Raw genomic sequence first — 22102 nt, 5'->3', positions numbered from 1 at the left:
ACCCCGCCGCGGCCAGTTGTGGCCTACCCTCGGTTTGTCTGTCACTAAACCTGCGTCGGCTCAGTCGAACGCTCACGCCAACCCATACCGCCCCGCGCGACGCCAGCGCGATGGGCCGCTCGCCGTCAGCTGGAGCACGAGCGAGAGCGGGCGGGAGGAGGGGCGACCGCGCAGTATGAGATCAGGGGTATCAACAGCGCCCCGACGGGCAGGTTTGTGGCAGACAACCTCGCAGCGAGCGTTAGGGCGTGAGACAGACCGAGCTGCGAGTTGACAGCCCTCTCGAGCGAGTGCGGAAGCTGGCGGCGAGCGGCCCTGAGCGCACAGCTCGCCGACCGAGGTCCGCCGTAGCCCGCCGGATTACTGGGCGGGCGTAGGCGGTTTGACCGGCGAAGGAGAGCGAACGCCGAGCCACACCGCCGCGCGCGACGCCGGGGCACCTGTTGCTCGGGGCGACCTGAGCCCAGCCGTAAGGTCGGAAGCTGATGGCGAGCGGCCCTGAGCGCGCCTCGCTCCCAGAGCGCAGGCGCGCGCTACTTGCCGATGCAGAAGCGCTCGAAGATGTGACGCAGCAGATCGTCGCTCGTGCGGCGGCCCGTGATCTCCTGTAGAGCGTGCCCGGCTTCCTGGAGATCGAGCAGTGGAAACTCCTCGGAGATCTTGCCCTCGAGCGCAGACGCGGCTTGCAGAAGCGCGGCGCGCGCGCGCTCGAGCAGCAGCGTGTGGCGGACGTTGGTGACGGCCGGCTGATCGCGCAACGCGTCGCCCTCGCCTAACACTCGCGCGATGGCGGCGATCAGATCGTCGAGGCCGGCGCCGGTGCGGGCGGATATTTCGACCACATGTTCTGCGGAAACGTCGGCGGCAATTTGGGCGGCGGTCTCGGCGGCACCAAAGTGCCGCCCTTCTGGCGCGGCAGTGAAGAGATCTGACTTGTTTAACACCACCACGCGCGGCTGCGAGGCGGTCTCCGCGAGAATCGTCCGGTCCTCGTCATTCATCGCACGCGAGCGATCCAGGACGACGAGCGCCAGGTCGGCCACGCGCAGTGCCTCGCGCGTGCGGCTGACGCCCTCCCGCTCCACCACGTCGGTGGTCTCGCGCACGCCGGCCGTGTCGATGAGCGCCAGCGACAGGCCGCCGATGTCGGCGCGCTCGGTCAGCATGTCGCGCGTCGTGCCGGGGATGGCCGTGACGATGGCGCGGTCGCTGTTCAGGAGCGCGTTGAACAAGCTCGACTTGCCGACGTTGGGCGCCCCGACGATGGCGACCTGCGCGCCTTCGCGGACCAGCCGCCCTCGCGCCGACTGCATCAGCAACCGTTCGATCTCCCCAATCAGCGTCGCCAGCGACGCCCGCGCTTCGGCCGGGCCCACGAAATGGTAGCCCTCGTCCGGGAAATCGAGCGACGCCTCGAGGCGCGCGATCACATCGAACAGCCCGCGCTCGATGGCGCCAATCGCCTGCGTCAGCGTGCCCTCGAGCTGATCGAACGCCGCCCTCGCCTGGAGCGGCGTGACCGCGTCGATCAGATCCGCCACTGCCTCCGCCTGGATCAAATCGAGCTTGCCGTTGAGAAAGGCGCGCAGCGTGAACTCGCCGGGCTCGGCGAGCCGGGCGCCGGCGTCGATGGCGCGGCGAAGGATGGAGGAGAGGACGACGGGACTGCCGTGCGCCGACAGCTCGACGACGTCTTCACCGGTGTAGGAAGCAGGTGCCGGAAACGAAGTGATGACCACCTGGTCCCCGGTCCGGCTAAAGCCGGACGCCACATTCACCTTGGCGAAGGTGGCGTGGCGGGGCTTGAACGGTTTCTCGCGGCCGACGAGTTCGCCGGCTACTCGAGCGGCGTCGGGTCCGCTGATTCTGATGACACCAAGGCCGCCGCGTCCCGCCGGAGTGGCGATGGCGACGATCGTGTCGCTGGTCGAAAACATCACCAACTCACGAGATTACCAACTCACAAGATTATCAACTCACAAGATCACCAAATCGCCAAATCACCAGATCCCTTGGCTGGTTACTTGACAGAGATGATCACCGTCTTCTCGAACGCGTCGCCGATGCTCTCCGACGTCACCTTGTCCACCTCGGCGACCGCGAGATGGACAATGCGGCGTTCGTAGGGGTTGAGCGGGCCGATCTCCTGCGCCAGGCCGCTGTCTTTCGCCTTGCCGGCCAGGAAGCTCGCCATCTGCTTCAACTCATCGTCCTTGCCCTTGCGGTAGCCCATGCAATCCACCACCAACCGGCGGCCCTCCGAGGCCTCGTGCCGGTAGATGGCGGCGACGATGTGCTGCAAGGCGGCGAGGGCCTCGCCCTGGCGGCGGATCAGGACGTTGCCGTCTTCGCCGTTCAGGTTGATGCGGACGCCGTCGGGCATCTCTTCGGCGGATGCGGTGAGGTCGAGGTCCATCGCGTCAACGACCTTCTGGACGAATTCAGTGATCTCTGCTGTGGCCATAATCGGTTGCCTATTTTGCAATGCGCTTCGCCGGCGCGCCAATCAAATAGTTGGTCGCGTACTGCTGCCCGATGGTCCACACCGTGCTCACCAGCCAGTAAATCACCAGGCCGCTCGGGAACGACAGCGACATGAAGGTGAACATGAGCGGCATGAACATCATGATCTTCTGCTGCGCCGGGTCCGCGGTAGTCGGCGTCATCTTGGTCTGCCAGAACTGGGTCAGGCCCATCAGCACGGGCGTGATGTAGAGGGGGTCTGGCGCCGACAGGTTGGTGATCCAGGCAAAGAAGTTGGCGCCGCGGATCTCGATCGACACCGACAGCATGGCGTAGAACGCAAACAGGAACGGCATGGTGAGCAGCATCGGCACGCAGCCGCTGGCCGGGTTCACGCCCTTCGACTTGTAGAGCTCCATCACCTCGGTGTTCATCTTCTGCCGCTCAGGGTCGGTGACCTTGTACTTGGCGTAGCGATCCTGGATGGCCTTCATCTGCGGCTGGATCTCCTGCATCTTCCTCATCGAGACCACGCTCTTGTGCCGCAGCGGGAACATCGCGAGGTTGATGAGGATGGTCAGGACGACGATGGCCCAGCCCCAGTTGCCGACGTAGCCGTGCACCCACTTCAGGGCGCCGAGCAGCGGCACCGCGAGCCACGAGAACATGCCGAAGTGGATCGACTTCGACAGCTCGCTGTCGATGGCGCGCAGGTCTTCGAAGGCCTTCGGCCCGAAGAAGAACCGCGAATGATCGGGCGGCGCCGGGAAGCGCACCGAGTAGGTCGCGTAGTTGGCGACGCGCGCGGCGTCGGTCGCCATCGGCACGTGCACCGGCGCGTAGTCGATGCGGAACGGCGGCAGGGTCGGCTCGTTCAGCAGCAGCGACGCAAAGTAGTGATCCGAGGTGCCGGCGTAGCGGAACGGCCCTTCCTGCGAGCCGCTGACGGTCGCCGCCACCCGCTCGACCGAACCGTCCTTGTAGATCATCGCCTGCGCCGGCACGATGCTGTTCGGCGAGAAGAACGAGGACGGCGGGCGCTGCGCGATGTCGTCGCCGAGGCCGGGGCCCCAGTGGATCACGGGATTCAGCCGCGCCGGCCCGAGCTGGACCACCGCGCTGAACGTGATCAGGTAGCCGTGCGGCTCCATGACGAACGTCTTGGTGACGCTCAGGCCGTCGGACCCCGCCATCTCGAAGGTGATCGTCTGCGGCGCGGTCGTCGCGTCAACCGGCCCCGAGGCGCTGGCGCGGTAGAAGCCGCCGTTGATGCGCTCGGTGACGGCCGGGTCGTCCACCACCAGCGAGAACGGCTTCACCGCATCATCGCCGACGCCCGACGGCACCAGGTCGAGCGGCGTGCCGGCATCCGACTTGTAGTCTTTCAACACCCAGTGCAACAACCGCCCGCCGCGATTGGTGAACGTGGCGCGCACGGTCGTGGTCTCGACGACAATCTCGCGATCGGCCGTCTCGCCGACGGTGACGGTCGGCCCGGCAGGAGCGGCAGGGGTCGCGTTGCCCATCTGCGCCGCAGGCAGCCCTGAAGGGTTGCCTCCACCGGCGACTGCCGGCGCGGCAACAGCGGCAGGGGCCGACTGATTTGACGACTGCGTGATTGCCGCCATGCTCCCCGGCGCCGGAGCTGCAGGGGCTTGCCCCGCCGTAGCACCCGGCTGAGAGGTAGCGGGGGCGGAGGCGGGGGGCATCACGAAGCGCTGAAACAGGAACAGCACCAGGAATGACAGGGTGATCGCTATGAGAACTCGACGTTCCATCTTGTGATTTCTTGATCTCGTGATCTGGTGATCTAGTGAGCTGGTGATTTGGTGATTTGGTGATCGATCGGGTGATTTGGTGAATGGGGGACGGGATCGTAGCCGTGGCCGCCGAACGGGTGGCAGCGGCACAGCCGCTTGGTGCCCAGCCAGCCGCCGCGGACCAGGCCGAAGCGCGTGATCGACTCCGTCATGTAGTCGGCGCAGCCGGGCATGTAGCGGCAGCTGCCGGCAAAGAGCGGCGAGAGCACGATCTTGTATACGCGAATCAGGGTGAGTGCGATGCGCGCGGTCATGTCACTTTACGCGGCCTGTCCTGAGTCGAAGGGGCCATCCTGTTGAGCAGGGAGCGAAACTCGGCCTCGACGCGGGTATAGGGTGCGGCGAGCATTTCGCGGCGCGGCACGACGACCACGTCCACCGCGCTTTCCGGCTTGTGATGGCGGAACAGCTCGCGAACGAGCCGTTTCGCCCGGTTGCGCTCGACCGCCGCGCCCATCTTCCGGGTCGCGGCAATGCCGAGACGCGCGTTCCCTGCCTCGCGATCCCTCGTGAACATCGTCATGAGGCGGCCGGAACGCTTGAAACCCGTCTTGTAGATGAGTTCGAAGTCTGCCCGCTTCCGAACGTGCTCAGATGGTCGGAAAACGGGCATGGGATCGGCCCACAGGCGAGTCTACGAGACCCGCCCCTACTTCTCGTCGGAAACCGTGAGCCGCTTGCGGCCCTTGGCGCGGCGGCGCTTGAGAACCTGCCGGCCGTCTTTGGTTGCCATACGAACCAGGAACCCGTGCGTTTTCGCTCGGCGCCTGGTGTTTGGTTGAAACGTACGCTTGCCCTTCTTGGATCTCGCCATATTTCTCCTCGGTCGAACCTACGATTATGTTCCGCTAAGTTACTGGCTGTAAAGCCCGGAAGCTGAAACGACCCGGGCGCAAGAGGGCGCGACAACCGAAGCGGTGGCCGCATGTTAGAGTGGGCCTTCGCCCGGAGGCCTCCTCGGGGAGATTTCCACACCTGTGGAAAAGCTTGTGGAAAAGCCCGGCAATCCGAAATACTAAGTCTTTTAGAATCAAGTTCTTGCAGTGATGCTAAGCTCGACCATTTGGGACCAGGTCCTCACCCGTATCGAAGGCCAGGTAGGCCGGCATAGCTTCTCGACCTGGTTCAAGCCCACCTCGCTCATGGTGGACGGCGGGCAGACGCTTTCCGTTCGCGTTCCCAACCTGTTGTTCGTCGAATGGCTCCCCAAGCACTACTCGGTGGTGCTGGCCGAGGCCATGCGGGAAGTGGGGCGGCCGGACGCCAAACTGGTCTTCATTCCGGACGCCTCGACCCAGGCGGCCCCTCCTGACGGGGGACGCCGCTCCCCGGGATCCCCAGCGCCAGACGATGGCGGCGGCAACGCTGCAAGGGCGCCTGAGATGCCCGACGTCAGCGTGGTCAACCGCGAGCCAGAACCGCTTCGCGCCGGCAGCCTGATCCCGCGCTACACCTTCGACTCGTTCATTGTCGGGCCCTCGAACCAGTTCGCGCACGCTGCCTGCCGCGCGGTGGCGGAGACGCCGTCGCGCTCGTACAACCCGCTGTTCATCCACGGCGGTGTCGGCCTCGGCAAGACGCACTTGATGCATGCTATCGGCCACTACGTGGTCCAGCACCATCCCAGCCTGGTGCTCACTTACATCTCGTCGGAACGGTTCATGAACGAGATGATCAACGCGGTGCGCTTCGACCGCATCCTCGACTTCCGCTCGCGCTATCGCAGCGTGGACGTGCTGCTGGTGGACGACATCCAGTTTGTGTCGGGCAAGGAAGGCACGCAGAACGAGTTCTTCCATACCTTCAACGCGCTGCACGACGCGCAGAAGCAAATCGTCATCAGCAGCGACCGTCCTCCCCATGAAATTCCCGCCCTTGAAGAGCGCCTGCGCTCTCGTTTCGAGTGGGGATTGATCGCCGACATCCAGTCGCCTGATCTCGAGACCAAGGTGGCCATTCTCAAGAAGAAGGCCGAGGGCGAAGCGCTGCAGCTGCCCGATCACGTGGCGATGTACATGGCGAGCCGGATCAAGTCGAACATCCGGGAACTCGAAGGCTCGCTGATCCGGTTAATCGCGTATGCCTCGCTCACCAGCAAGCCGCTGACCATCGAGCTGGCGCAGGACGTGCTGCGCAACGTGCTCGATCACGATGAGAAGGCCGTGACCATCGAGCAGATCCAGAAGTTTGTGGCCGACTACTACCAGATGAAGCCGGCTGAAATCCGGGCGCGCAACAACTCGAAGTCAGTGGCCATGCCGCGGCAGATCGCGATGTATCTCTGCAAGGCGCTGACGCACGCCTCGCTACCCGAGATTGGCCGCAGCTTCGGCGGCAAGCACCATTCGACGGTGATCCATTCGATCAAGAAGATCGAAGAAATGCGCAAGAACAGCCCTGAATTCGACCACCAGGTGAAGAACCTGCTGGACCAGTTCAAGTAGCGGGCGCGCTTTTCCACAACACCACCTGTGCACCGTTTGTGCACGCCTGCGGATGGGGCGAAAGACCCCTGTTGCGGCGTCGGAAGTCCCGCACTTTACCCACAGAAGAATCCACAGTTTAAATATTTGATTAGAAAGGGTTTACGCTGGCTGGAAATTTTGTAGACAGGACCTATTTCCTGTATACTTTATTGTCCTTCTCTCTTCCTTATTTACAGAGGTACGCCGCGCCATGGAACTGGTCGCCAGGAAAGCCGATCTTGTGCGGGAACTGCAATTTTTTCAGCAGATCGTCGAGCGCAAGAACACCATCCCCATCCTGGCGAACGTGCTGCTCGAAGCCACGGGCAACGAGGTGACGCTGCTCGCCACCGACCTCGAAGTCGCGCTACGCAGCCGCTGTGAAGCTGCAGTGGCCAAGCCTGGCTCGGTCACGCTCCCCGCGAAGAAGTTCTACGAAGTAGTCCGCTCGTTGCCGGACGGCGACGTCAACATCGAGACCGACAAGGGCGGCACCACGGTAAAGGTTTCGGGCGGGCAGTTCAGCTCGAAAATGCCGACGCTGCCCCGCGAGGATTTTCCGAGCCTGCCGGAAGCCGGCGCGGGCGCCAAGGCGACCATTAAGGGCAAGTCGCTCCTGCAGATGGTGCAGAAGACGCAATTTGCCATCACTGGTGAAGACACGCGGTATTACCTCAACGGCGCGCAGTTCGTGCTCCGTCCCGACTCGATGACGTTTGTCGCCACCGACGGCCACCGGCTGGCGCTGGTGAACGTGCCGCACGAAGGTGCCAAGGGCGACGACATCAAGGCCATCCTGCCGCGCAAGACGCTGGCGGAGCTCGGCCGCCTGCTCGCCGACAGCGACGTCGACGTCAAATACGAACGCGGCGAAAACCACCTGTTCTTCGAGATCGGTCCGCGGCTGCTGATCTCGCGGATGATCGACGGGCAGTTCCCCGCCTACGAAAAAGTCATTCCTAAGGGCAACGACAAGCACATCGAGTTCGAGCGCGACCGGCTGACGCAGGCGGTGAAGCGCGTCGCCATCCTCTCGAACGAACGCTCGCGCGCGGTGAAGATGGTGCTCGACAAGGGCAAGGTCGAGGTCACCTCGAGCAGCCCGGAGTTTGGTGAGGCGCGCGAGCCGATCGCGATCGAATACAGCGGCCCCTCGCTGACCATCTGCTTCAACGCCCAGTATGTCCTCGACTTCCTGGGTGTTGTCGAAACGGAAGTGGTGGCGCTCGAGCTCAAAGACGAGGTGAGCCAGGCCGTGATGAAACCCGTGGGAGCCGACGGCTACGACTACACCTACGTGATCATGCCGATGCGCGTGTGAGCAGCCGGCGCCCCGTAAAGGGGCGCCCTACAAAAAATGTCCCAAACGGAACAACCAGAAAACCAGGCCGGTCTCGGCGGCGCCAACGGCAACGCGAGCAACGGCCACGCCGACTACGGCGCCGAAAGCATCAAGGTCCTCGAAGGCCTCGAGGCGGTCCGCAAGCGCCCGGCGATGTACATCGGCTCGACGGGGCCGGCCGGCTTGCACCACCTCGTCTACGAAATCGTCGATAACTCGATCGACGAAGCGCTGGCTGGTTACTGCACCGAAGTCAACGTCACCATTCACCTCGACAACTCGGTCACGGTCATCGACAACGGCCGCGGCATTCCCACCGACATGCACGAGAGCGGCCGTCCCGCGGCCGAAATCGCGCTCACGGTGCTGCACGCCGGCGGCAAGTTCGACAACACCAGCTACAAGGTGTCCGGCGGCCTCCACGGCGTCGGCGTCTCGGTGGTCAACGCGCTGTCGGAACGGCTCGAGCTTGAAATCTGGCGCAACCACCAGACCCACCAGCAGAGTTACGAGCGCGGCAAGCCGATGAACGATCTCGTCGTCACCGGGACGACGCAGCGCCGCGGCACCAAGGTCACGTTCAAGCCGGACGTGCAGATTTTCGAGATCACCGAGTTCAGCTTCGACACGCTGGCGCAACGCCTGCGCGAGCTGGCGTTCCTGAACGCCGGCCTCATCGTCACGCTCGACGATGAGCGGGAGAGCGGCAAGAACCACCGCTTCCACTACGACGGCGGCATCGCCTCCTTTGTCGAGCACCTGAACAAGAACAAGGGCGTGATCAACGAGAAGGTCGTGTTCATGCACGGCAACCGCGACGGCATCGACGCCGAGATCGCGTTGCAGTGGAACGACGGCTACAACCCGCAGGAATTCTCGTTCGCCAACAACATCAACACGCACGAAGGCGGCACGCACCTGTCGGGCTTCCGCGCGGCGCTGACGCGCACGGTGAACGCCTACGCCAACGGCAACAACCTGACGAAAGACCTGAAAGACGCGACCATCAGCGGAGACGACATCCGCGAGGGCATGACCGCCGTCATCAGCGTCAAGATTCCGAACCCGCAGTTCGAGGGCCAGACCAAGACCAAGCTCGGCAACACCGAGGTCAAGGGCATCGTCGAGGCGATCGTCAACGACAAGCTCGGCGCCTTTCTTGAAGAGAACCCGGCGCTGGCCAAGAAGATTGTCCAGAAGACCGTGGACGCGGCCCGGGCGCGCGATGCGGCCCGCAAGGCGCGCGACCTGGTTCGCCGCAAGGGCGCGCTCGACGGCCTGTCGCTGCCCGGCAAGCTGGCCGACTGCCAGGAACGCGACCCCGCCCAGGCCGAGATTTACATCGTCGAAGGCGAGTCGGCAGGCGGTTCGGCGAAGCAGGGCCGCGACCGGCGCTTCCAGGCCATCCTGCCGATCAAGGGCAAGATCCTGAACGTGGAGCGGGCGCGGCTCGACCGCATGCTCAGCTCCGACGAAATCAAGACGATGATCGCGGCGCTCGGCTGCGGCATCGGCACCGACGATTTCGACATCGACAAGCTGCGCTACCACCGCGTCATCATCATGACCGACGCCGACGTCGACGGCTCGCACATCCGCACGCTGCTGCTGACGTTTTTCTACCGGCAGATGCCGATGCTGGTGGACCGCGGGCACATCTACATTGCCCAGCCGCCGCTGTTCCGCGCCAAGCGGGGCAAGTCGGAGACGTTCATCAAGGACGAGCGCGCGCTCGAGAACTTCCTGGTCCACCGTGCGGTTGATTCGCGCCTGGTCCGCTCGGCCGACGGCATCGAATACAGCGGCGCCGAACTCGAGAAGCTGCTGCACGGCATCATCGCCTACCGCAACGTGCTGTCCACGATCGAGCGCCGCGGGCACGCCCGCGACCTGGTCGAGGCGCTGCTCGATCGCGAGGTCCGCGAGCGATCGTTCTTCGAACAGCAGCCGGGCCTCCAGGGGCTGGCCGACCAGGTGACGACGCCGATCCGCGACGTCACGCTGGAGCGGGACGAGGAACACAACACCTGGTCGCTGCGCATCGACGACCGCGCCTCCGGCTACTCGCGCATCGACAAGATTGGCTACGAGTTCGTGACTTCCGGCGAGTACCGCACGCTGGCGGCCAGTTATTCGGAAATCAAGAACGTGGTCCGCGCCCTGCGTATCGGCCCGGTCGAAGCGCGCGTGACCGCCGGCGCCAAGCCGGTGGAGGACGTCGAGGAGGCCGAAGCCGATGAGGGCTTGAGCGCCGACGAGAAGGACGCGCTCGGCGCCATTGGCCTCACGCCCGGCGCGACACCGCCGCCCGCGCCCGCGGCCAAGGGCGGCCCGGTGGCGATTCGGTCGATCGACGAGTTCATCGAGCACTTCATCACGCTGGGCCGCAAGGGCGTGGCCATCAACCGCTACAAGGGCCTCGGTGAAATGAATCCCGAAACGCTCTGGAGCACGACGATGAACCCGGAGATCCGGACGCTGTTGCAGGTGCGGGCCGAAGATCACACCGAAGCGGATTCGATGTTCACCACGCTGATGGGCGACCAGGTCGAGCCGCGGCGCAAGTTCATCGAAGACAACGCCCTCGACGTCAAGAACCTGGATATTTAACGCCGCATGCCGCAGACCGAGCAGAACCGCACGCCCGTCAACATCGAAGACGAGATGAAACGCTCGTACCTGGATTACGCGATGAGCGTAATCATCGGGCGCGCGCTGCCAGACGTCCGCGACGGCCTCAAGCCCGCCCATCGCCGCGTGCTCTACGCGATGAGCCAGATGGGCCTGGCCTCCAACCGCGCTTACCGCAAGTGCGCGAAGGTGATCGGCGAAGTCATCGGTAATTACCACCCGCACGGCGACCAGCCGGCCTACGACACGCTGGTCCGCCTGGCGCAGGACTTCAACATGCGCAAGACCCTGGTCGATGGCCAGGGTAACTTCGGTTCGGTTGACGGCGACCCGCCGGCCGCCTATCGATACACCGAAGCCAGGCTCGAGGCGCTTGCCGAAAGCCTGATGGAAGACCTCGATAAGGACACGGTCGACTACGTCCCGAACTTCGACGAGACGACGACCGAGCCGACGGTGTTCCCGGCGACCTATCCGAACCTGCTGGTGAACGGCTCGACCGGCATCGCCGTGGGCATGGCCACCAACATCCCGCCCCACAACCTGGGCGAGGTGATCGACGGCGTGATCTGGATCATCGAGAACACGCTGATGGGCGGCGAGGTCACCTTTAGCCGCGAGCAGAAGGTCAAGGAACTGATCCGGCTGATCCCCGGCCCCGACTTCCCGACCGGCGGCAGCATTGTCGGCAAGCGCGGCATCCACGAGGCCTACCTGACCGGCCGCGGCTCGATCCAGGTGCGCGCCAAGACTGAGATCGAGACCACCAAGAAGGGCGATCGCCAGCAGATCATCGTCCACGAGATCCCGTATCAGCTGAACAAGACGCGGCTGCTCGAGCGGATCGCGGAACTGGTGCGCGACAAGGCGATCGAAGGCATTTCGGACCTGCGCGACGAGTCGGACCGCGACGGCATGCGCATCGTGATCGAGCTGAAGCGCGGCGAAGTCGGCGAGGTGGTGCTCAACAACCTCTACAAGCACACCCAGCTGCAGCAGTCGTTCGGCATCATCACGCTGGCCATCGTCGCCGGCCGCCCGAAGGTGTTGAGCCTGCTCGAGGTGATCGAGCACTTCATCGACTTCCGCCGCGAGGTGGTGCGCCGCCGCATCGCGTTCGAGCTGCGCAAGGCCGAGGCCCGCGCGCACATCCTCGACGGCCTGAAGATCGCGCTCGACCACCTCGACGCGGTGATCAAGCTGATTCGCGCGTCGAAGAACCCGCCCGAAGCCAAGGCCGGGCTGGTCACGCAGTTCGGGTTGTCGGAGGTCCAGTCGCAGGCGATCCTCGACATGCAGCTGCAGCGCCTGACCGGCCTCGAGCGCGACAAGATTCTCGGCGAGCTGGCGGAACTCAAGGAGCTGATCGCCCGGCTCAAGAACATCCTCGCCAACCAGCCGCTGCTGCTCAAGATCATCCTCGACGAGCTGCGGGCGGTGAAGGCGAAGTTCTCCGATCCCCGCCGCACGCAGCTGATCGAGGACGAGAGCGAGCTGAGCATCATGGACCTGATCGCCGACGAAGACGTCGCGATCTCGGTCACCGACACCGGCTACATCAAGCGCACGCCGATCACGACCTACCGCACGCAGAACCGCGGCGGCAAGGGCCGCATCGGCATGCGGACCCGCGACGAGGACGTGGTCAATCACCTGTTCGTCGCCTCGACGCACTCGTTCCTGCTGGTGTTTTCGGATCGCGGCCGCGCTTATTGGCTGAAGGTCCACGAAATCCCCGACGTCGGCGCCGACAGCAAGGGCAAGTCGGTGGCCAACCTGGTGCAGATGGAGGCCGGCGAGAAGATTGCCTCGCTGCTGGCGGTGCGCGAGTTCGACGACACGCACTTCATCGTGATGGGCACGCGCAAGGGCACGATCAAGAAGACCGAGCTGTCGGCCTACTCGAACCCGCGCGCCGGCGGCATCATCGCCATGGGCATCGACGAGGGCGACGCCGTGATCGACGTCCAGCTGTCGGACGGCCTGAGCGAGATCTTCATCGGCACCAAGGACGGCAAGGCCATCCGCTTCGCGGAAGGCGACGTCCGCGGCATGGGCCGCACGGCGTATGGCGTTCGCGGCATCCAGTTGCGCGAAGGCGACGAAGTGGTCGCGATGCAGGTCGCCAAGGCGGGCGGCACGCTGCTGACGGTCACCGAAAAGGGCTACGCCAAGAACACCTTGATCGACGAGTATCGCGTCACCAACCGCGGCGGCCTGGGCGTCAAGAACGTCGAGGTGACCGACAAGAACGGTCCCGTGGTGGCGATTACGCAGGTGCACGACAACGAAGAGCTGCTCGTGATCACCGAACAGGGCAAGATCCTGCGCACGCCCGCCAACGAGATTCGCACCATCGGCCGCGCCACGCAGGGCGTGCGCCTCATGGACCTTGAGGGCGAAGACAAGATCGTGTCGGTCGCGCTTGTGGAGAAGGCTGAAGAGGTTCAGAACGGTTCTGGAGAAGTTCAGGACGGTGCTGAAGAGGTTCCGAAGGGTTCTGATCCAGGAGAAACAGAATGAAGAAGCTGGCCGCCGCGCTCCTGCTCGTCCCGGCGACGATGCTCGTGGTCGGCTGCTCGAAGCCGCCCGAGCAGCAATTCCTGACGCAGTACTTCCGGGCCGCGAAGGCCCGCGACAACACCACCGTCGGCCGCATGTCGGCGGTGCAGATCGATCCGCGCACGCAGGGCTCGGTCGACGACTTCTCGATCACCAGCATCGGCGAGGAGCAGCGCACGCCGCTCAGCTTCAAGCCGCTGTTCGAGGCTGAGGTGAAGGCGAGTGAGGAAGAGAACGCCTTCCTCAAGACCAAGATCGAATACCAGAACGCCAACATCAAGGTGATCGAGGAAGTGCTGAAGATCGAGCAGATGAACCCGTCCGCGAAGCTGACGCCCGCGCAGGAGAAGATCAGGCTCGAATGGAACAAGTGGCGCGAGGGCATCTCGGCTCACGCCAGGGCGACGGCGTCGGCAGCCACCGCGATCAAGACCTCCACCGGCCTGGCCGAGGCGTCGCTGACCCAGCCCGGTCAGCCGGCGCTCGACCCGAAGACGTTCGAGGGCGAGACGATCAGGAAAGACGTGGTCGTGGCCGCCACCATGAAGACGCCAGACGGTGCCAGCGCGCAGAAGACGCTGACCATCACCATCGAGCGCGTCGCCGGCAACGGCCGCGAAGGGCGCCCGATTATTACGAAGATTTCCGGGCTCTAAGCTCGCTCGAGCTTCGCGTACTTCGCGCGGAGTGTCTTCGTTCCCACCGTATTGAACCGGACGACCAGCTTCTGGTCGTCCTCCAGATCCTCGACGCTTACCACCGTGCCGGCGCCGAACTGCGCGTGCTTCACGCGCGCGCCTGGGCGTAGCCCCGGCGACTGGTCCTCTTCCTCGTACTTGAAGTTCTGCGTCGGGACCTTTGCGTCATCGTCCTGCCGTCCCGCTCGATAGCCGGCCGCCGGTTGACGGGGACGCCCGTATGGGTTGGCGCGGTACTCACCCCACTGACTGCGTGAACCCGACGAGTAAGACGACTGCACTGCCGGCAGGTCCTGCTCGACCAGATCCAGCGGTATCTCGTCGATGAACCGAGACGCCTCGGTGTTTTGATACTCACCGAAGACGCGCCGCCGGGCGGCGCTGGTGATCACCAACTGCTTTCGCGCGCGCGTGATGCCGACGTAGAGGAGGCGCCGCTCCTCTTCCATTTCCGCCTCGTCCTCGCGCGAGCGCGAATGCGGAAACAGACCCTCTTCCAATCCGGCGAGGACGACGGTCGGGAACTCGAGGCCCTTGGCGGAGTGCAAGGTCATCATCATCACGCGCGGGTCGATTTTGCCCTGTTCCTTGTCGACGTCGGACAAAAGCGAGAGGCGATCGACGAAGCCGCCGAGCGACGGTTCGTGCTCGCGTGACTCGTACTCGCGCGCGGCCGACACCAGCTCCATCAGGTTCTCGATGCGGCCTTCCGACTCTTCGCTGCGGTCGTCGCGCAGGTCCCGGAGGTAGCCGGACTGGTCGAGCACCTTGCCGAGCAGGATCGAGACCGGCTCGTTCCGGGCGACTTCCGCCAGCGCGGTGATCATGTCCTTGAAGGCGCCCAGCGAGGCCCCCTGGCGCGGGGTGAGCCGCCGGCCCTCCACGGCCACCACGAGCCTGGTCCACAGGGAGTTGGTCGCGACCATCGGCGCCAGGCCGGCAAAGAGCGGCGGCAGGTTGGCGTCTTCTTCCGACACGTCCACGGCCTCGAGCGCATCCATGACGCCTTTGCCGATGCCCCGGGTCGGCGTGTTGATGACGCGGCGCAAGGCGATGTCGTCGTGCGGGTTGAGGATCAACTTCAGGTAGCCGAGCGCGTCCTTGATTTCGCGCCGCTCGTAGAAGCCGACGCCGCCGAGCACCACGTAGGCAATACCCGCGGCCCGCAGCGAGTCTTCCACCGCCCTCGACTGCGCGTTGGTGCGGTAGAGAACGGCGGTCAGGGAATTGGCGTCCTCGTGAATTGCGGCCCGCGCCACCTTGGTGATGTATTCCGCTTCGTCCAGCTCGTCGGCGCCGCGGAAGTAGCGAATCTTGTTGCCGCCCTTCTGGTCGGTCCACAGCGCCTTTTCCTTGCGATTGCGGTTGTTGGCAATCACGGTGGAGGCGGCCTTCAGGATCACTTCCGTCGAGCGATAGTTCTGCTCGAGACGGACGATCACGGCCTCCGGAAAATCGGTTTCGAAGTCGAGGATGTTGCGCAGGTCGGCGCCGCGCCACTTGTAGATCGACTGATCCGGGTCCCCCACCACGGCCAGGTTGCGGTGGGCGCCGGCCAGCTGCTTGATCAGCAGGTATTGCGGCCGGTTGGTGTCCTGGTACTCGTCCACCATCACGTACTTGAACCGCCGCGCATAGCGCTCGCGAACCGCCGGGGCCTGGTCGAACAGTTCCACGGTCTTGAGCAGCAGGTCGTCGAAGTCAAGCGCGCTCGCGTCCTTCAGGGCCTTCAGGTAGCCCTCGAACAGCTTGCCGATCTCGCGATCGCGGGGGTTCCAGGTGCCGGCAAAGGTGTCCGGCCCCTCCATGCGGTTCTTCGCTGCCGAGATGCGGCTCAGCACCATGCGGGGCTGATAGGTCGCATCGTCCATGTGGTATTCACGGAGCAACTGCTTGATCACCGATTGCTGGTCGGCGGAGTCGTAGATGGTGAAGTCACGGCTGAGGCCAATGGCCGGGGCCTCGCGCCTGAGCAGGCGCGCGCACAGCGAGTGGAACGTGGACACCCACATCGAACGGCAGTCGGTGTCGAGCAGCTTCTCGACCCGCTCGCGCATCTCCTGCGCCGCCTTGTTGGTGAAGGTCACGGCCATCACCTCGTCCGGGTGCGCCAGCCGCTCCGACACGAGATAGGCAATGCGATGCGCGATCACGCGCGTCTTGCCCGAGCCCGCTCCGGCCAGGATGAGGAGCGGGCCGTCCGTCTGTTGTACTGCTTCTTGCTGAGCAGGGTTTAGCGAGGAGAGAAGATCCAACCCCTCTATTCTACCGTGACACTCTTGGCGAGGTTCCTCGGCTGATCGACGTCGCATCCGCGGCGCACGGCGATGTAGTACGACAAGAGCTGCAACGGGATCGACAGCACCACCGGCATCAACAGCGGACTGGTCGCAGGAACTGCCACCAGCGAGTCCGTCTCCGGGCTGAGCACCTGCTGGAGCGTGGTGTCACCCGCCGTGGTGATGGCGATGATCGAGCCGCCCCTGGCCTTGGCTTCCTGGATGTTGCCCTGCATCTTCTCGAACACGTGGTCGTGGGTGGCCAGCGCCACTACCGGCATCTGCTCGTCGATCAGCGCGATCGGCCCGTGCTTCATCTCGCCCGCCGGATACCCTTCGGCGTGGATGTAGGAGATCTCTTTCAGCTTGAGCGCGCCCTCGAGCGCGATTGGATAGTTGATGCCGCGGCCGAGGTAGAGGAAGTCCGACCGGTTGTGGAACCGGACCGCGATCTCTTCAATCTCCCGGGCCGACTTCAGGGTGTCTTCGAGAATCTGCGGCAGCTGCATCAGCGCCTGGATGTGCGCGCACCGCTCCGCCTTGGTCAGGGTCTCGCGGACTTCCGCCAGCTTCAGCGCGAACAGGTAGAGCGCCACCAGCTGCGTGGTGAAGGCCTTGGTGGAGGCGACGCCAATCTCGGGGCCCGCGTGCGTGTAGATGGTGCCTTCGGCCTCGCGCGTGGCCATGCTGCCGACGACGTTGCAAATCGCCAGGCTGCGGGCGCCCTTGCCCTTGGCCTCGCGCAGCGCCGCCAGCGTGTCGGCGGTTTCGCCAGACTGCGTGATGGCGACGGCGAGCGTCGTGGTGTTGATGATCGGGTTGCGGTAGCGGTATTCGGAGCCGTAGTCCACTTCCACCGACAGCTTGGCGAGTTCCTCGATCATGAACTTGCCGACCAGCGCCGCGTGCCACGACGTGCCGCAGGCGAGCAACGTGATCTTGTCGATGGCGCGCAGGTCCGCGTCGGAAATGGCCATCTCGGCGAGGTGGACCTGGCCGGTCTCCACGGAACAGCGCCCGAGCACGGTGTCGCGCACGGCATGCGGCTGCTCGAAGATCTCCTTGAGCATGAAGTGCTTGTAGCCGGCTTTTTCCGCGGAGATCGGATCCCACGTGACGCGGGTGGGCTGGCGCTCCACGACCGTGCCGTCGAGCGTCATGAAGGTCACGCCCGCCGGCGTGAGCACGGCCATCTCGCGGTCTTCCATGAAGACCACGTTGCGCGTGTGGCTCAGGATCGCCGGCACGTCCGACGCCACGAAGTACTCGCCCTCGCCAATGCCGACGACGATGGGCGGGCCGTTGCGCACCGTCACCAGCTTCAGGGGATCGTCGGCCGACAGCAGCACCAGCGCGAACAGGCCGCGCACGCGCTTCATCGCCCGCAGCACCGCGTTCTCCAGGCCGTCGCCCTGCCATTCCTTCTGGACCAGGTGCGCGACCACTTCGGTGTCGGTCTCGGACTCGAACTTGTGGCCTTCGGCGATTAGCTCGCGCTTGATCTCCAGGTAGTTCTCGATGATGCCGTTGTGGACCACGACAATGCGGCCGGTGCCGTCGCGGTGCGGATGCGCGTTCTCCTCGGTGGGACGGCCGTGGGTGGCCCAGCGCGTGTGGCCCAGGCCATACTCGCCCACCATCGGCTTGGCCTGGATCGAGGCCTCCAGGTTGATCAGCTTGCCGGCGCTGCGCCGGATGTCGATCACGCCGTCGTGCACCACCGCCACGCCTGCGGAGTCGTAGCCGCGATATTCCAGCCGCCGCAGGCCGTCAAGAATGACGGGGACGACGGGTTTGGGACCGATGTATCCAATGATGCCGCACATAGCTGCTACTGACTGCCCTTCTGTTTCCGCCTGACGACCCAACCCGGCTTGTTTTCCTGCCGCGCGCGGCCGATGGCCAGCGTGCCGGCGGGCACGTCCTTCGTCACCGCGGACCCGGCTGCAATGTACGATCCATCGGCGAGCGTGATCGGCGCGACCAGGGTGCTGTTGCTGCCGATGAACACGTTGTTGCCGATCACGGTCTGGTGTTTCTTCTCGCCGTCGTAGTTGCAGGTGATGGTGCCGGCGCCGACGTTGGTGGCCGCGCCGATGGTGGCGTCGCCCAGGTAGGCCAGGTGGTTGGCCTTGGCGCCCTTGCCGATCGCGGTCTTCTTCAGCTCGACGAAATTGCCGATGTGGGCGTCCTCGCCCACCTGCGATCCCGGCCGGATGTGGGCGAACGGACCGAGAAAGGCGCCCGCGTCAATTGTGGAATCCGTGACCACAGTGTGGTTTCGCACACACACCCGGTCGCCGAGCGTGGAGTTGACGATGCGCGACCCGGAGTGGATTTCACAGGCGGCGCCGATCTCCGTGGACCCCTCGAGAAAGACGCACGGATGGATGACCGTGTCGGCCCCCACGACCACGTCGCTGTCCACATAGGTGGTGGCGGGGTCGATGAGCGTGACGCCCGCGGCCATCAACTCTTCGTTCTTCTGCTGGCGAACCATGGCACTGACCTCTGCAAGTTCTGTGCGGCTGTTGATGCCGCGAATCTCTTCTGCGCGCTCGACCGTCCAGGTGGCAACGGTGCGCTTCTGCTTCCGGAAAATGGCGACGAGATCGGGCAGGTAGTACTCGCCCTGGTTGTTCGAGGTGCCGATCGAATCGAGCGCGGCGAACAACGGTTCCAGGTCGAAGGCGTAGATGCCCGAGTTGATCTCGGTGACTTTTCTCTGCGCCGGTGACGCGTCACGTTCCTCGACGATGCGGGTGATGCGGCCGTTGGTGCGGATGATGCGGCCGTAGCCGAACGGCCGGGGCATCTCGGCGGTGACCACCGTGGCGGCGGCCTCCGACTGCACGTGCGTGTCGATCAGCGACTTCAGGGTGTTGCGGGTCAGCAACGGCACGTCGCCGGACAGGAGCACGACCACGCCGGACTTCCCTTCCAGCAACGGGCGGGTCTGCAGGAGCGCGTGGCCGGTTCCGAGCTGTTTCTCCTGAACAACAAACTGAAGGTTCCGGCCGGATCCCAACAACGCCCTGACTTCATTCGCGCCGTGGCCGACCACCAGGGTGATGCTCGCCGGCGCCAGCGCATCCGCGGCCCGCAGGACGCGCTCGATCAGGGTGAAGCCGGAGATGTGGTGCAGGACCTTGGGCACCTGCGACTTCATCCGCGTGCCCTTGCCGGCGGCGAGCACGACGACGTGAATGTCAGCCACGAGTAATCTTGACCCGTTCCAGGGCGTCGTAGACGACCTTTGTAGTGAGGCCCAGGCGTTCCGCCACCAGTCTGGCGGTATCGCGTTTGGTGGCGCCCGCTCCATTTTCTGTCAATTGACCAAATAATTCAGCGATGTCGTCATCCGTAGCCGCAATTGGTGCGTCGTCGGCCCGCAATCCAGGGGGAATGACGAGGGTGAACTCGCCTTGGGGCGAGGAGAAGCGCGCCAGAAGCTCGGCCGGCGTGCCGAATACGCACTCCTCGTGAATCTTCGTCAGTTCCCGGGCGACCATTATTGGTCGTGTGACCAATAAACTAAGCTCCTCGAGGGTCTTCTGCACCCGGTGAGGGGCCTCGAAGAAGACCACGGCCCGGTGTCGACTGGCCTCAACCAGGGCCAGGAACCACAATTTTCTGTCTTTTGCCTTAATTGGAGCAAACCCATGAAAACAAAAGCCTTCCGACTTTATACCTGCCGCTGATATGGCCGCCACGACCGCGCTCGGACCTGGAATGGGCTCCACCCTGAAGCCGGCCGCCCTGACTGCGGCGACCAGAGTCGCACCAGGGTCAGAAACGCCCGGCGTGCCGGCATCCGTGACCAATGCGATGGAGTCTCCGGCCGCCAGCCGGTCCACCAACCTGGCGACCCGGGCCAGCTCGTTGTGTTCGTGGACGCTGAGGACGGGCGTCTCTATCTGATAGTGCCGGAGCAGGTTTCCGGTCCTCCGCGTGTCTTCGGCGGCGACCAGCTGAACAGTTTTGAGAATGCGGAGGGCGCGAAGCGTGATGTCTTCGAGGTGGCCGATGGGCGTGGCGACGACGTACAGCGTGCCCTTCGACTCGCGGCGCGACCCTGACGCGTCGTGCCGCTCGCTCAGGACAGGGCCCTTCATCAGCCGCATTTTATTGTACCATTGCGAGATGGCCGCTTTCCCGTGATCGCGGCCGTTGTCATTCATGCACGCCGCTGAACCACTACCCCACTTCGTCGACGACTATCTTGCCTATCTCTATGAGGTCCACCCGACAGGGGCGACCATGGACGGTGTTCACGTCCATGACGACCTGATCGAGGACTACCGGCGTACGGCCATCGACTCCCACACCAGCGCCCTGTCCGGGTTCGCCCGGCGGCTGGACGCCATCCCGCACGCGGCCTTGCCGCTTCGGGAACAGGTCGAGCACCAGATTGTAGGCGCCAACATCCGCGCCCGGCAGTTCGAGCTGGAGGCGACGCGGTCGTGGGAACGCAACCCGCACGTCTACGCCGACACGCTCGCGTCGAGCCTCGCCGCGCAGGCGATCTTCAACTATGCGCCCGAAACCGACCGGGCCCGCCGCGTGCTGTCGAAGCTCCGCCAGGTCCCGCGCCTGGTGCAGGCGGCGCGCGACAACATCAAGGATCCGCCCGCCATTTTCGTGAAGGTGGGCATCGACACCTGGCGCGGCGCGATGTCGTTCATCGACACCGATCTGCCCCGCGCCTTCTCGAACGTGGACGACATGCACCTGCTCGGCGACCTCGCTGACGCGTGCACCGAGGCGGTGCAGACCATTGGCGCCTACGCCAACGACCTCGAGACCGAGATCCGGCCCAAGGCCAAGGGCTCGTTCCGCCTGGGCCGCGACAAGTTCGAGCAGAAGCTCCGGCTCGAGGAAGGCATCACGCTTCCGGTCGATCGCCTCCTCGCCATCGCGACCCGCGAATTAGTCGCCACCCAGGAAGAATTCCGGCAACTGGCCGGACGCCTCAACGGCGGCGATCCGATCGAGGCGTGGCGCAAGGCGAAGCAGCAACATCCCGCGGCGGGCGAGCTCATCTCCACCGCGCGCGCCCAGGTTGACGAGCTCCACACGTTTCTCTCGCGGAACCCGGTGGTGGGCATTCCCGACGGCGCCGGAATCACGGTGGCGCCCACGCCAGAATTCTTCCGGTGGTCGGGGGCCAGCATGTGGACGCCGGGCCCGTACGAATCCAAGCCATCGCGGGCGCTCTACTACCTGACCGACGTCGACCCGAAGTGGGAACCGGAGCGGAAGCTCGAGCACCTGCGCGACCTGAACACGCCCACGCTCTGGACCATCTCGATCCACGAGGTCTACCCTGGCCACTTCCTGCACTACCAGCACCTCCGCCGCGTCGAGTCGAAGGTCCGCCGTTCGACGATGTTCGCGCCGGCGTCGTACATGGAGGGCTGGGCGCACTACTGCGAGCAGATGATGCTCGAGGCCGGCTTCGGCCGCGGTGACCACTCGCTCAAGCTCGGCCAGCTGGCGGAGGCCCTCGTTCGCCTCGCCCGCTTCATCGTCGGCATCCGCCTGCACACCGAGGACTGGTCGGTGGAGCAGGGCGTGCGGTTTTTCCGCGACGAGGCGTTCCTGGAAGAGGCCAACGCCCGGCGCGAAGCCGAGCGCGGCACCTTCGATCCGACGTATCTTGTCTACTCGGCAGGGAAGATGATGTTGTTGAAGCTACGCCGCGACTGGTACGAGCAGCAAGGCGGCAAGCCCTCGCTGCGCGCGTTCCACGACGCGCTCCTGTCCCAGGGCTCGGCGCCGTTCTGGGCGCTGAGGCGCCTCATGCTTGATGGATCGTCCGACGTGGTGCTGGAGTAACGAC

General features: G+C 64.7%; 16 protein-coding genes. 6 read left to right on the top strand and 10 right to left on the bottom strand.

Going from position 1 to position 22102, the window contains the following annotated elements; translation table 11 throughout:
* Positions 1-533 precede the first annotated feature (533 nt).
* The 6 genes from mnmE to rpmH form a co-directional block, all read right to left on the bottom strand.
* A complete protein-coding gene (gene mnmE / locus WC815_09275; protein ID MFA5908952.1) occupies positions 534-1937 on the bottom strand; it encodes a tRNA uridine-5-carboxymethylaminomethyl(34) synthesis GTPase MnmE in 1404 nt (467 codons plus the stop codon).
* A gap of 83 nt (positions 1938-2020) precedes the next feature.
* Positions 2021-2464: a R3H domain-containing nucleic acid-binding protein gene (locus WC815_09270; protein ID MFA5908951.1), complete on the bottom strand. Its 444-nt coding sequence runs from the start codon at positions 2462-2464 to the stop codon at positions 2021-2023.
* Between the two features lie 10 nt (positions 2465-2474).
* The gene (gene yidC / locus WC815_09265) at positions 2475-4241 is read right to left on the bottom strand and encodes a membrane protein insertase YidC (protein ID MFA5908950.1); all 1767 of its coding nucleotides are present in this window, start codon (positions 4239-4241) and stop codon (positions 2475-2477) included.
* 32 nt (positions 4242-4273) lie between these two features.
* Positions 4274-4537 (bottom strand): membrane protein insertion efficiency factor YidD, encoded by a 264-nt coding sequence (yidD, locus tag WC815_09260; protein ID MFA5908949.1) that lies wholly within the window; start codon positions 4535-4537, stop codon positions 4274-4276.
* The gene (gene rnpA, locus WC815_09255) at positions 4534-4896 is read right to left on the bottom strand and encodes a ribonuclease P protein component (protein MFA5908948.1); all 363 of its coding nucleotides are present in this window, start codon (positions 4894-4896) and stop codon (positions 4534-4536) included. The genes yidD and rnpA overlap by 4 nt, the downstream gene beginning before the upstream one ends.
* A gap of 36 nt (positions 4897-4932) precedes the next feature.
* Complete coding sequence (gene rpmH, locus WC815_09250; GenBank protein ID MFA5908947.1) at positions 4933-5097, bottom strand: 50S ribosomal protein L34; 165 nt, start codon at positions 5095-5097, stop codon at positions 4933-4935.
* Between the two features lie 232 nt (positions 5098-5329).
* On the opposite strand from rpmH, the gene dnaA reads away from it, so the two are divergent.
* The 5 genes from dnaA (at position 5330) to WC815_09225 (ending at position 13939) form a co-directional block, all read left to right on the top strand.
* The gene (gene dnaA / locus WC815_09245) at positions 5330-6727 is read left to right on the top strand and encodes a chromosomal replication initiator protein DnaA (GenBank protein ID MFA5908946.1); all 1398 of its coding nucleotides are present in this window, start codon (positions 5330-5332) and stop codon (positions 6725-6727) included.
* A gap of 232 nt (positions 6728-6959) precedes the next feature.
* Entirely contained in the window at positions 6960-8069 is a 1110-nt protein-coding gene (dnaN, locus tag WC815_09240) for a DNA polymerase III subunit beta (protein MFA5908945.1), read from the top strand.
* 36 nt (positions 8070-8105) lie between these two features.
* Complete coding sequence (gyrB, locus tag WC815_09235; GenBank protein MFA5908944.1) at positions 8106-10700, top strand: DNA topoisomerase (ATP-hydrolyzing) subunit B; 2595 nt, start codon at positions 8106-8108, stop codon at positions 10698-10700.
* A gap of 6 nt (positions 10701-10706) precedes the next feature.
* The gene (gyrA, locus tag WC815_09230) at positions 10707-13244 is read left to right on the top strand and encodes a DNA gyrase subunit A (protein ID MFA5908943.1); all 2538 of its coding nucleotides are present in this window, start codon (positions 10707-10709) and stop codon (positions 13242-13244) included.
* Entirely contained in the window at positions 13241-13939 is a 699-nt protein-coding gene (locus tag WC815_09225) for a hypothetical protein (GenBank protein ID MFA5908942.1), read from the top strand. The genes gyrA and WC815_09225 overlap by 4 nt, the downstream gene beginning before the upstream one ends.
* Here WC815_09225 and WC815_09220 read toward each other — a convergent pair.
* From WC815_09220 to rsmI, 4 genes are read right to left on the bottom strand one after another with little or no spacing between them, the layout of a single operon-like run.
* Entirely contained in the window at positions 13936-16236 is a 2301-nt protein-coding gene (locus WC815_09220; protein ID MFA5908941.1) for a UvrD-helicase domain-containing protein, read from the bottom strand. The two genes, WC815_09225 and WC815_09220, sit on opposite strands and share 4 nt — an antisense overlap.
* Before the next feature lie 5 nt (positions 16237-16241).
* Positions 16242-18086, bottom strand: coding sequence for a glutamine--fructose-6-phosphate transaminase (isomerizing) (gene glmS, locus WC815_09215; GenBank protein MFA5908940.1), 1845 nt, complete (start codon positions 18084-18086; stop codon positions 16242-16244).
* A gap of 5 nt (positions 18087-18091) precedes the next feature.
* Entirely contained in the window at positions 18092-19477 is a 1386-nt protein-coding gene (gene glmU / locus WC815_09210; protein MFA5908939.1) for a bifunctional UDP-N-acetylglucosamine diphosphorylase/glucosamine-1-phosphate N-acetyltransferase GlmU, read from the bottom strand.
* Complete coding sequence (gene rsmI / locus WC815_09205) at positions 19470-20441, bottom strand: 16S rRNA (cytidine(1402)-2'-O)-methyltransferase (protein MFA5908938.1); 972 nt, start codon at positions 20439-20441, stop codon at positions 19470-19472. Before rsmI ends, glmU begins: the two co-directional genes overlap by 8 nt.
* On the opposite strand from rsmI, the gene WC815_09200 reads away from it, so the two are divergent.
* Complete coding sequence (locus WC815_09200) at positions 20440-22098, top strand: DUF885 domain-containing protein (protein MFA5908937.1); 1659 nt, start codon at positions 20440-20442, stop codon at positions 22096-22098. The genes rsmI and WC815_09200 overlap by 2 nt on opposite strands.
* Positions 22099-22102: the final 4 nt, after the last annotated feature.

This window comes from Vicinamibacterales bacterium (assembly GCA_041659285.1).
Lineage (GTDB): Bacteria > Acidobacteriota > Vicinamibacteria > Vicinamibacterales > UBA2999 > 12-FULL-67-14b.
Note: the sequence above shows the minus strand (reverse complement) of the source record. Positions and strands in the feature narration are given on the sequence as shown.

What these genes read in the sequence shown, in the direction of transcription:
- mnmE (MFA5908952.1), bottom strand. Translation starts at nt 1,937, where the DNA reads ATGTTTTCGACCAGCGACACGATCGTCGCCATCGCCACTCCGGCGGGA.
- WC815_09270 (MFA5908951.1), bottom strand. Translation starts at nt 2,464, where the DNA reads ATGGCCACAGCAGAGATCACTGAATTCGTCCAGAAGGTCGTTGACGCG.
- yidC (MFA5908950.1), bottom strand. Translation starts at nt 4,241, where the DNA reads ATGGAACGTCGAGTTCTCATAGCGATCACCCTGTCATTCCTGGTGCTG.
- yidD (MFA5908949.1), bottom strand. Translation starts at nt 4,537, where the DNA reads ATGACCGCGCGCATCGCACTCACCCTGATTCGCGTATACAAGATCGTG.
- rnpA (MFA5908948.1), bottom strand. Translation starts at nt 4,896, where the DNA reads ATGCCCGTTTTCCGACCATCTGAGCACGTTCGGAAGCGGGCAGACTTC.
- rpmH (MFA5908947.1), bottom strand. Translation starts at nt 5,097, where the DNA reads ATGGCGAGATCCAAGAAGGGCAAGCGTACGTTTCAACCAAACACCAGG.
- dnaA (MFA5908946.1), top strand. Translation starts at nt 5,330, where the DNA reads ATGCTAAGCTCGACCATTTGGGACCAGGTCCTCACCCGTATCGAAGGC.
- dnaN (MFA5908945.1), top strand. Translation starts at nt 6,960, where the DNA reads ATGGAACTGGTCGCCAGGAAAGCCGATCTTGTGCGGGAACTGCAATTT.
- gyrB (MFA5908944.1), top strand. Translation starts at nt 8,106, where the DNA reads ATGTCCCAAACGGAACAACCAGAAAACCAGGCCGGTCTCGGCGGCGCC.
- gyrA (MFA5908943.1), top strand. Translation starts at nt 10,707, where the DNA reads ATGCCGCAGACCGAGCAGAACCGCACGCCCGTCAACATCGAAGACGAG.
- WC815_09225 (MFA5908942.1), top strand. Translation starts at nt 13,241, where the DNA reads ATGAAGAAGCTGGCCGCCGCGCTCCTGCTCGTCCCGGCGACGATGCTC.
- glmS (MFA5908940.1), bottom strand. Translation starts at nt 18,086, where the DNA reads ATGTGCGGCATCATTGGATACATCGGTCCCAAACCCGTCGTCCCCGTC.
- WC815_09200 (MFA5908937.1), top strand. Translation starts at nt 20,440, where the DNA reads ATGCACGCCGCTGAACCACTACCCCACTTCGTCGACGACTATCTTGCC.
- rsmI (MFA5908938.1), bottom strand. Translation starts at nt 20,441, where the DNA reads ATGAATGACAACGGCCGCGATCACGGGAAAGCGGCCATCTCGCAATGG.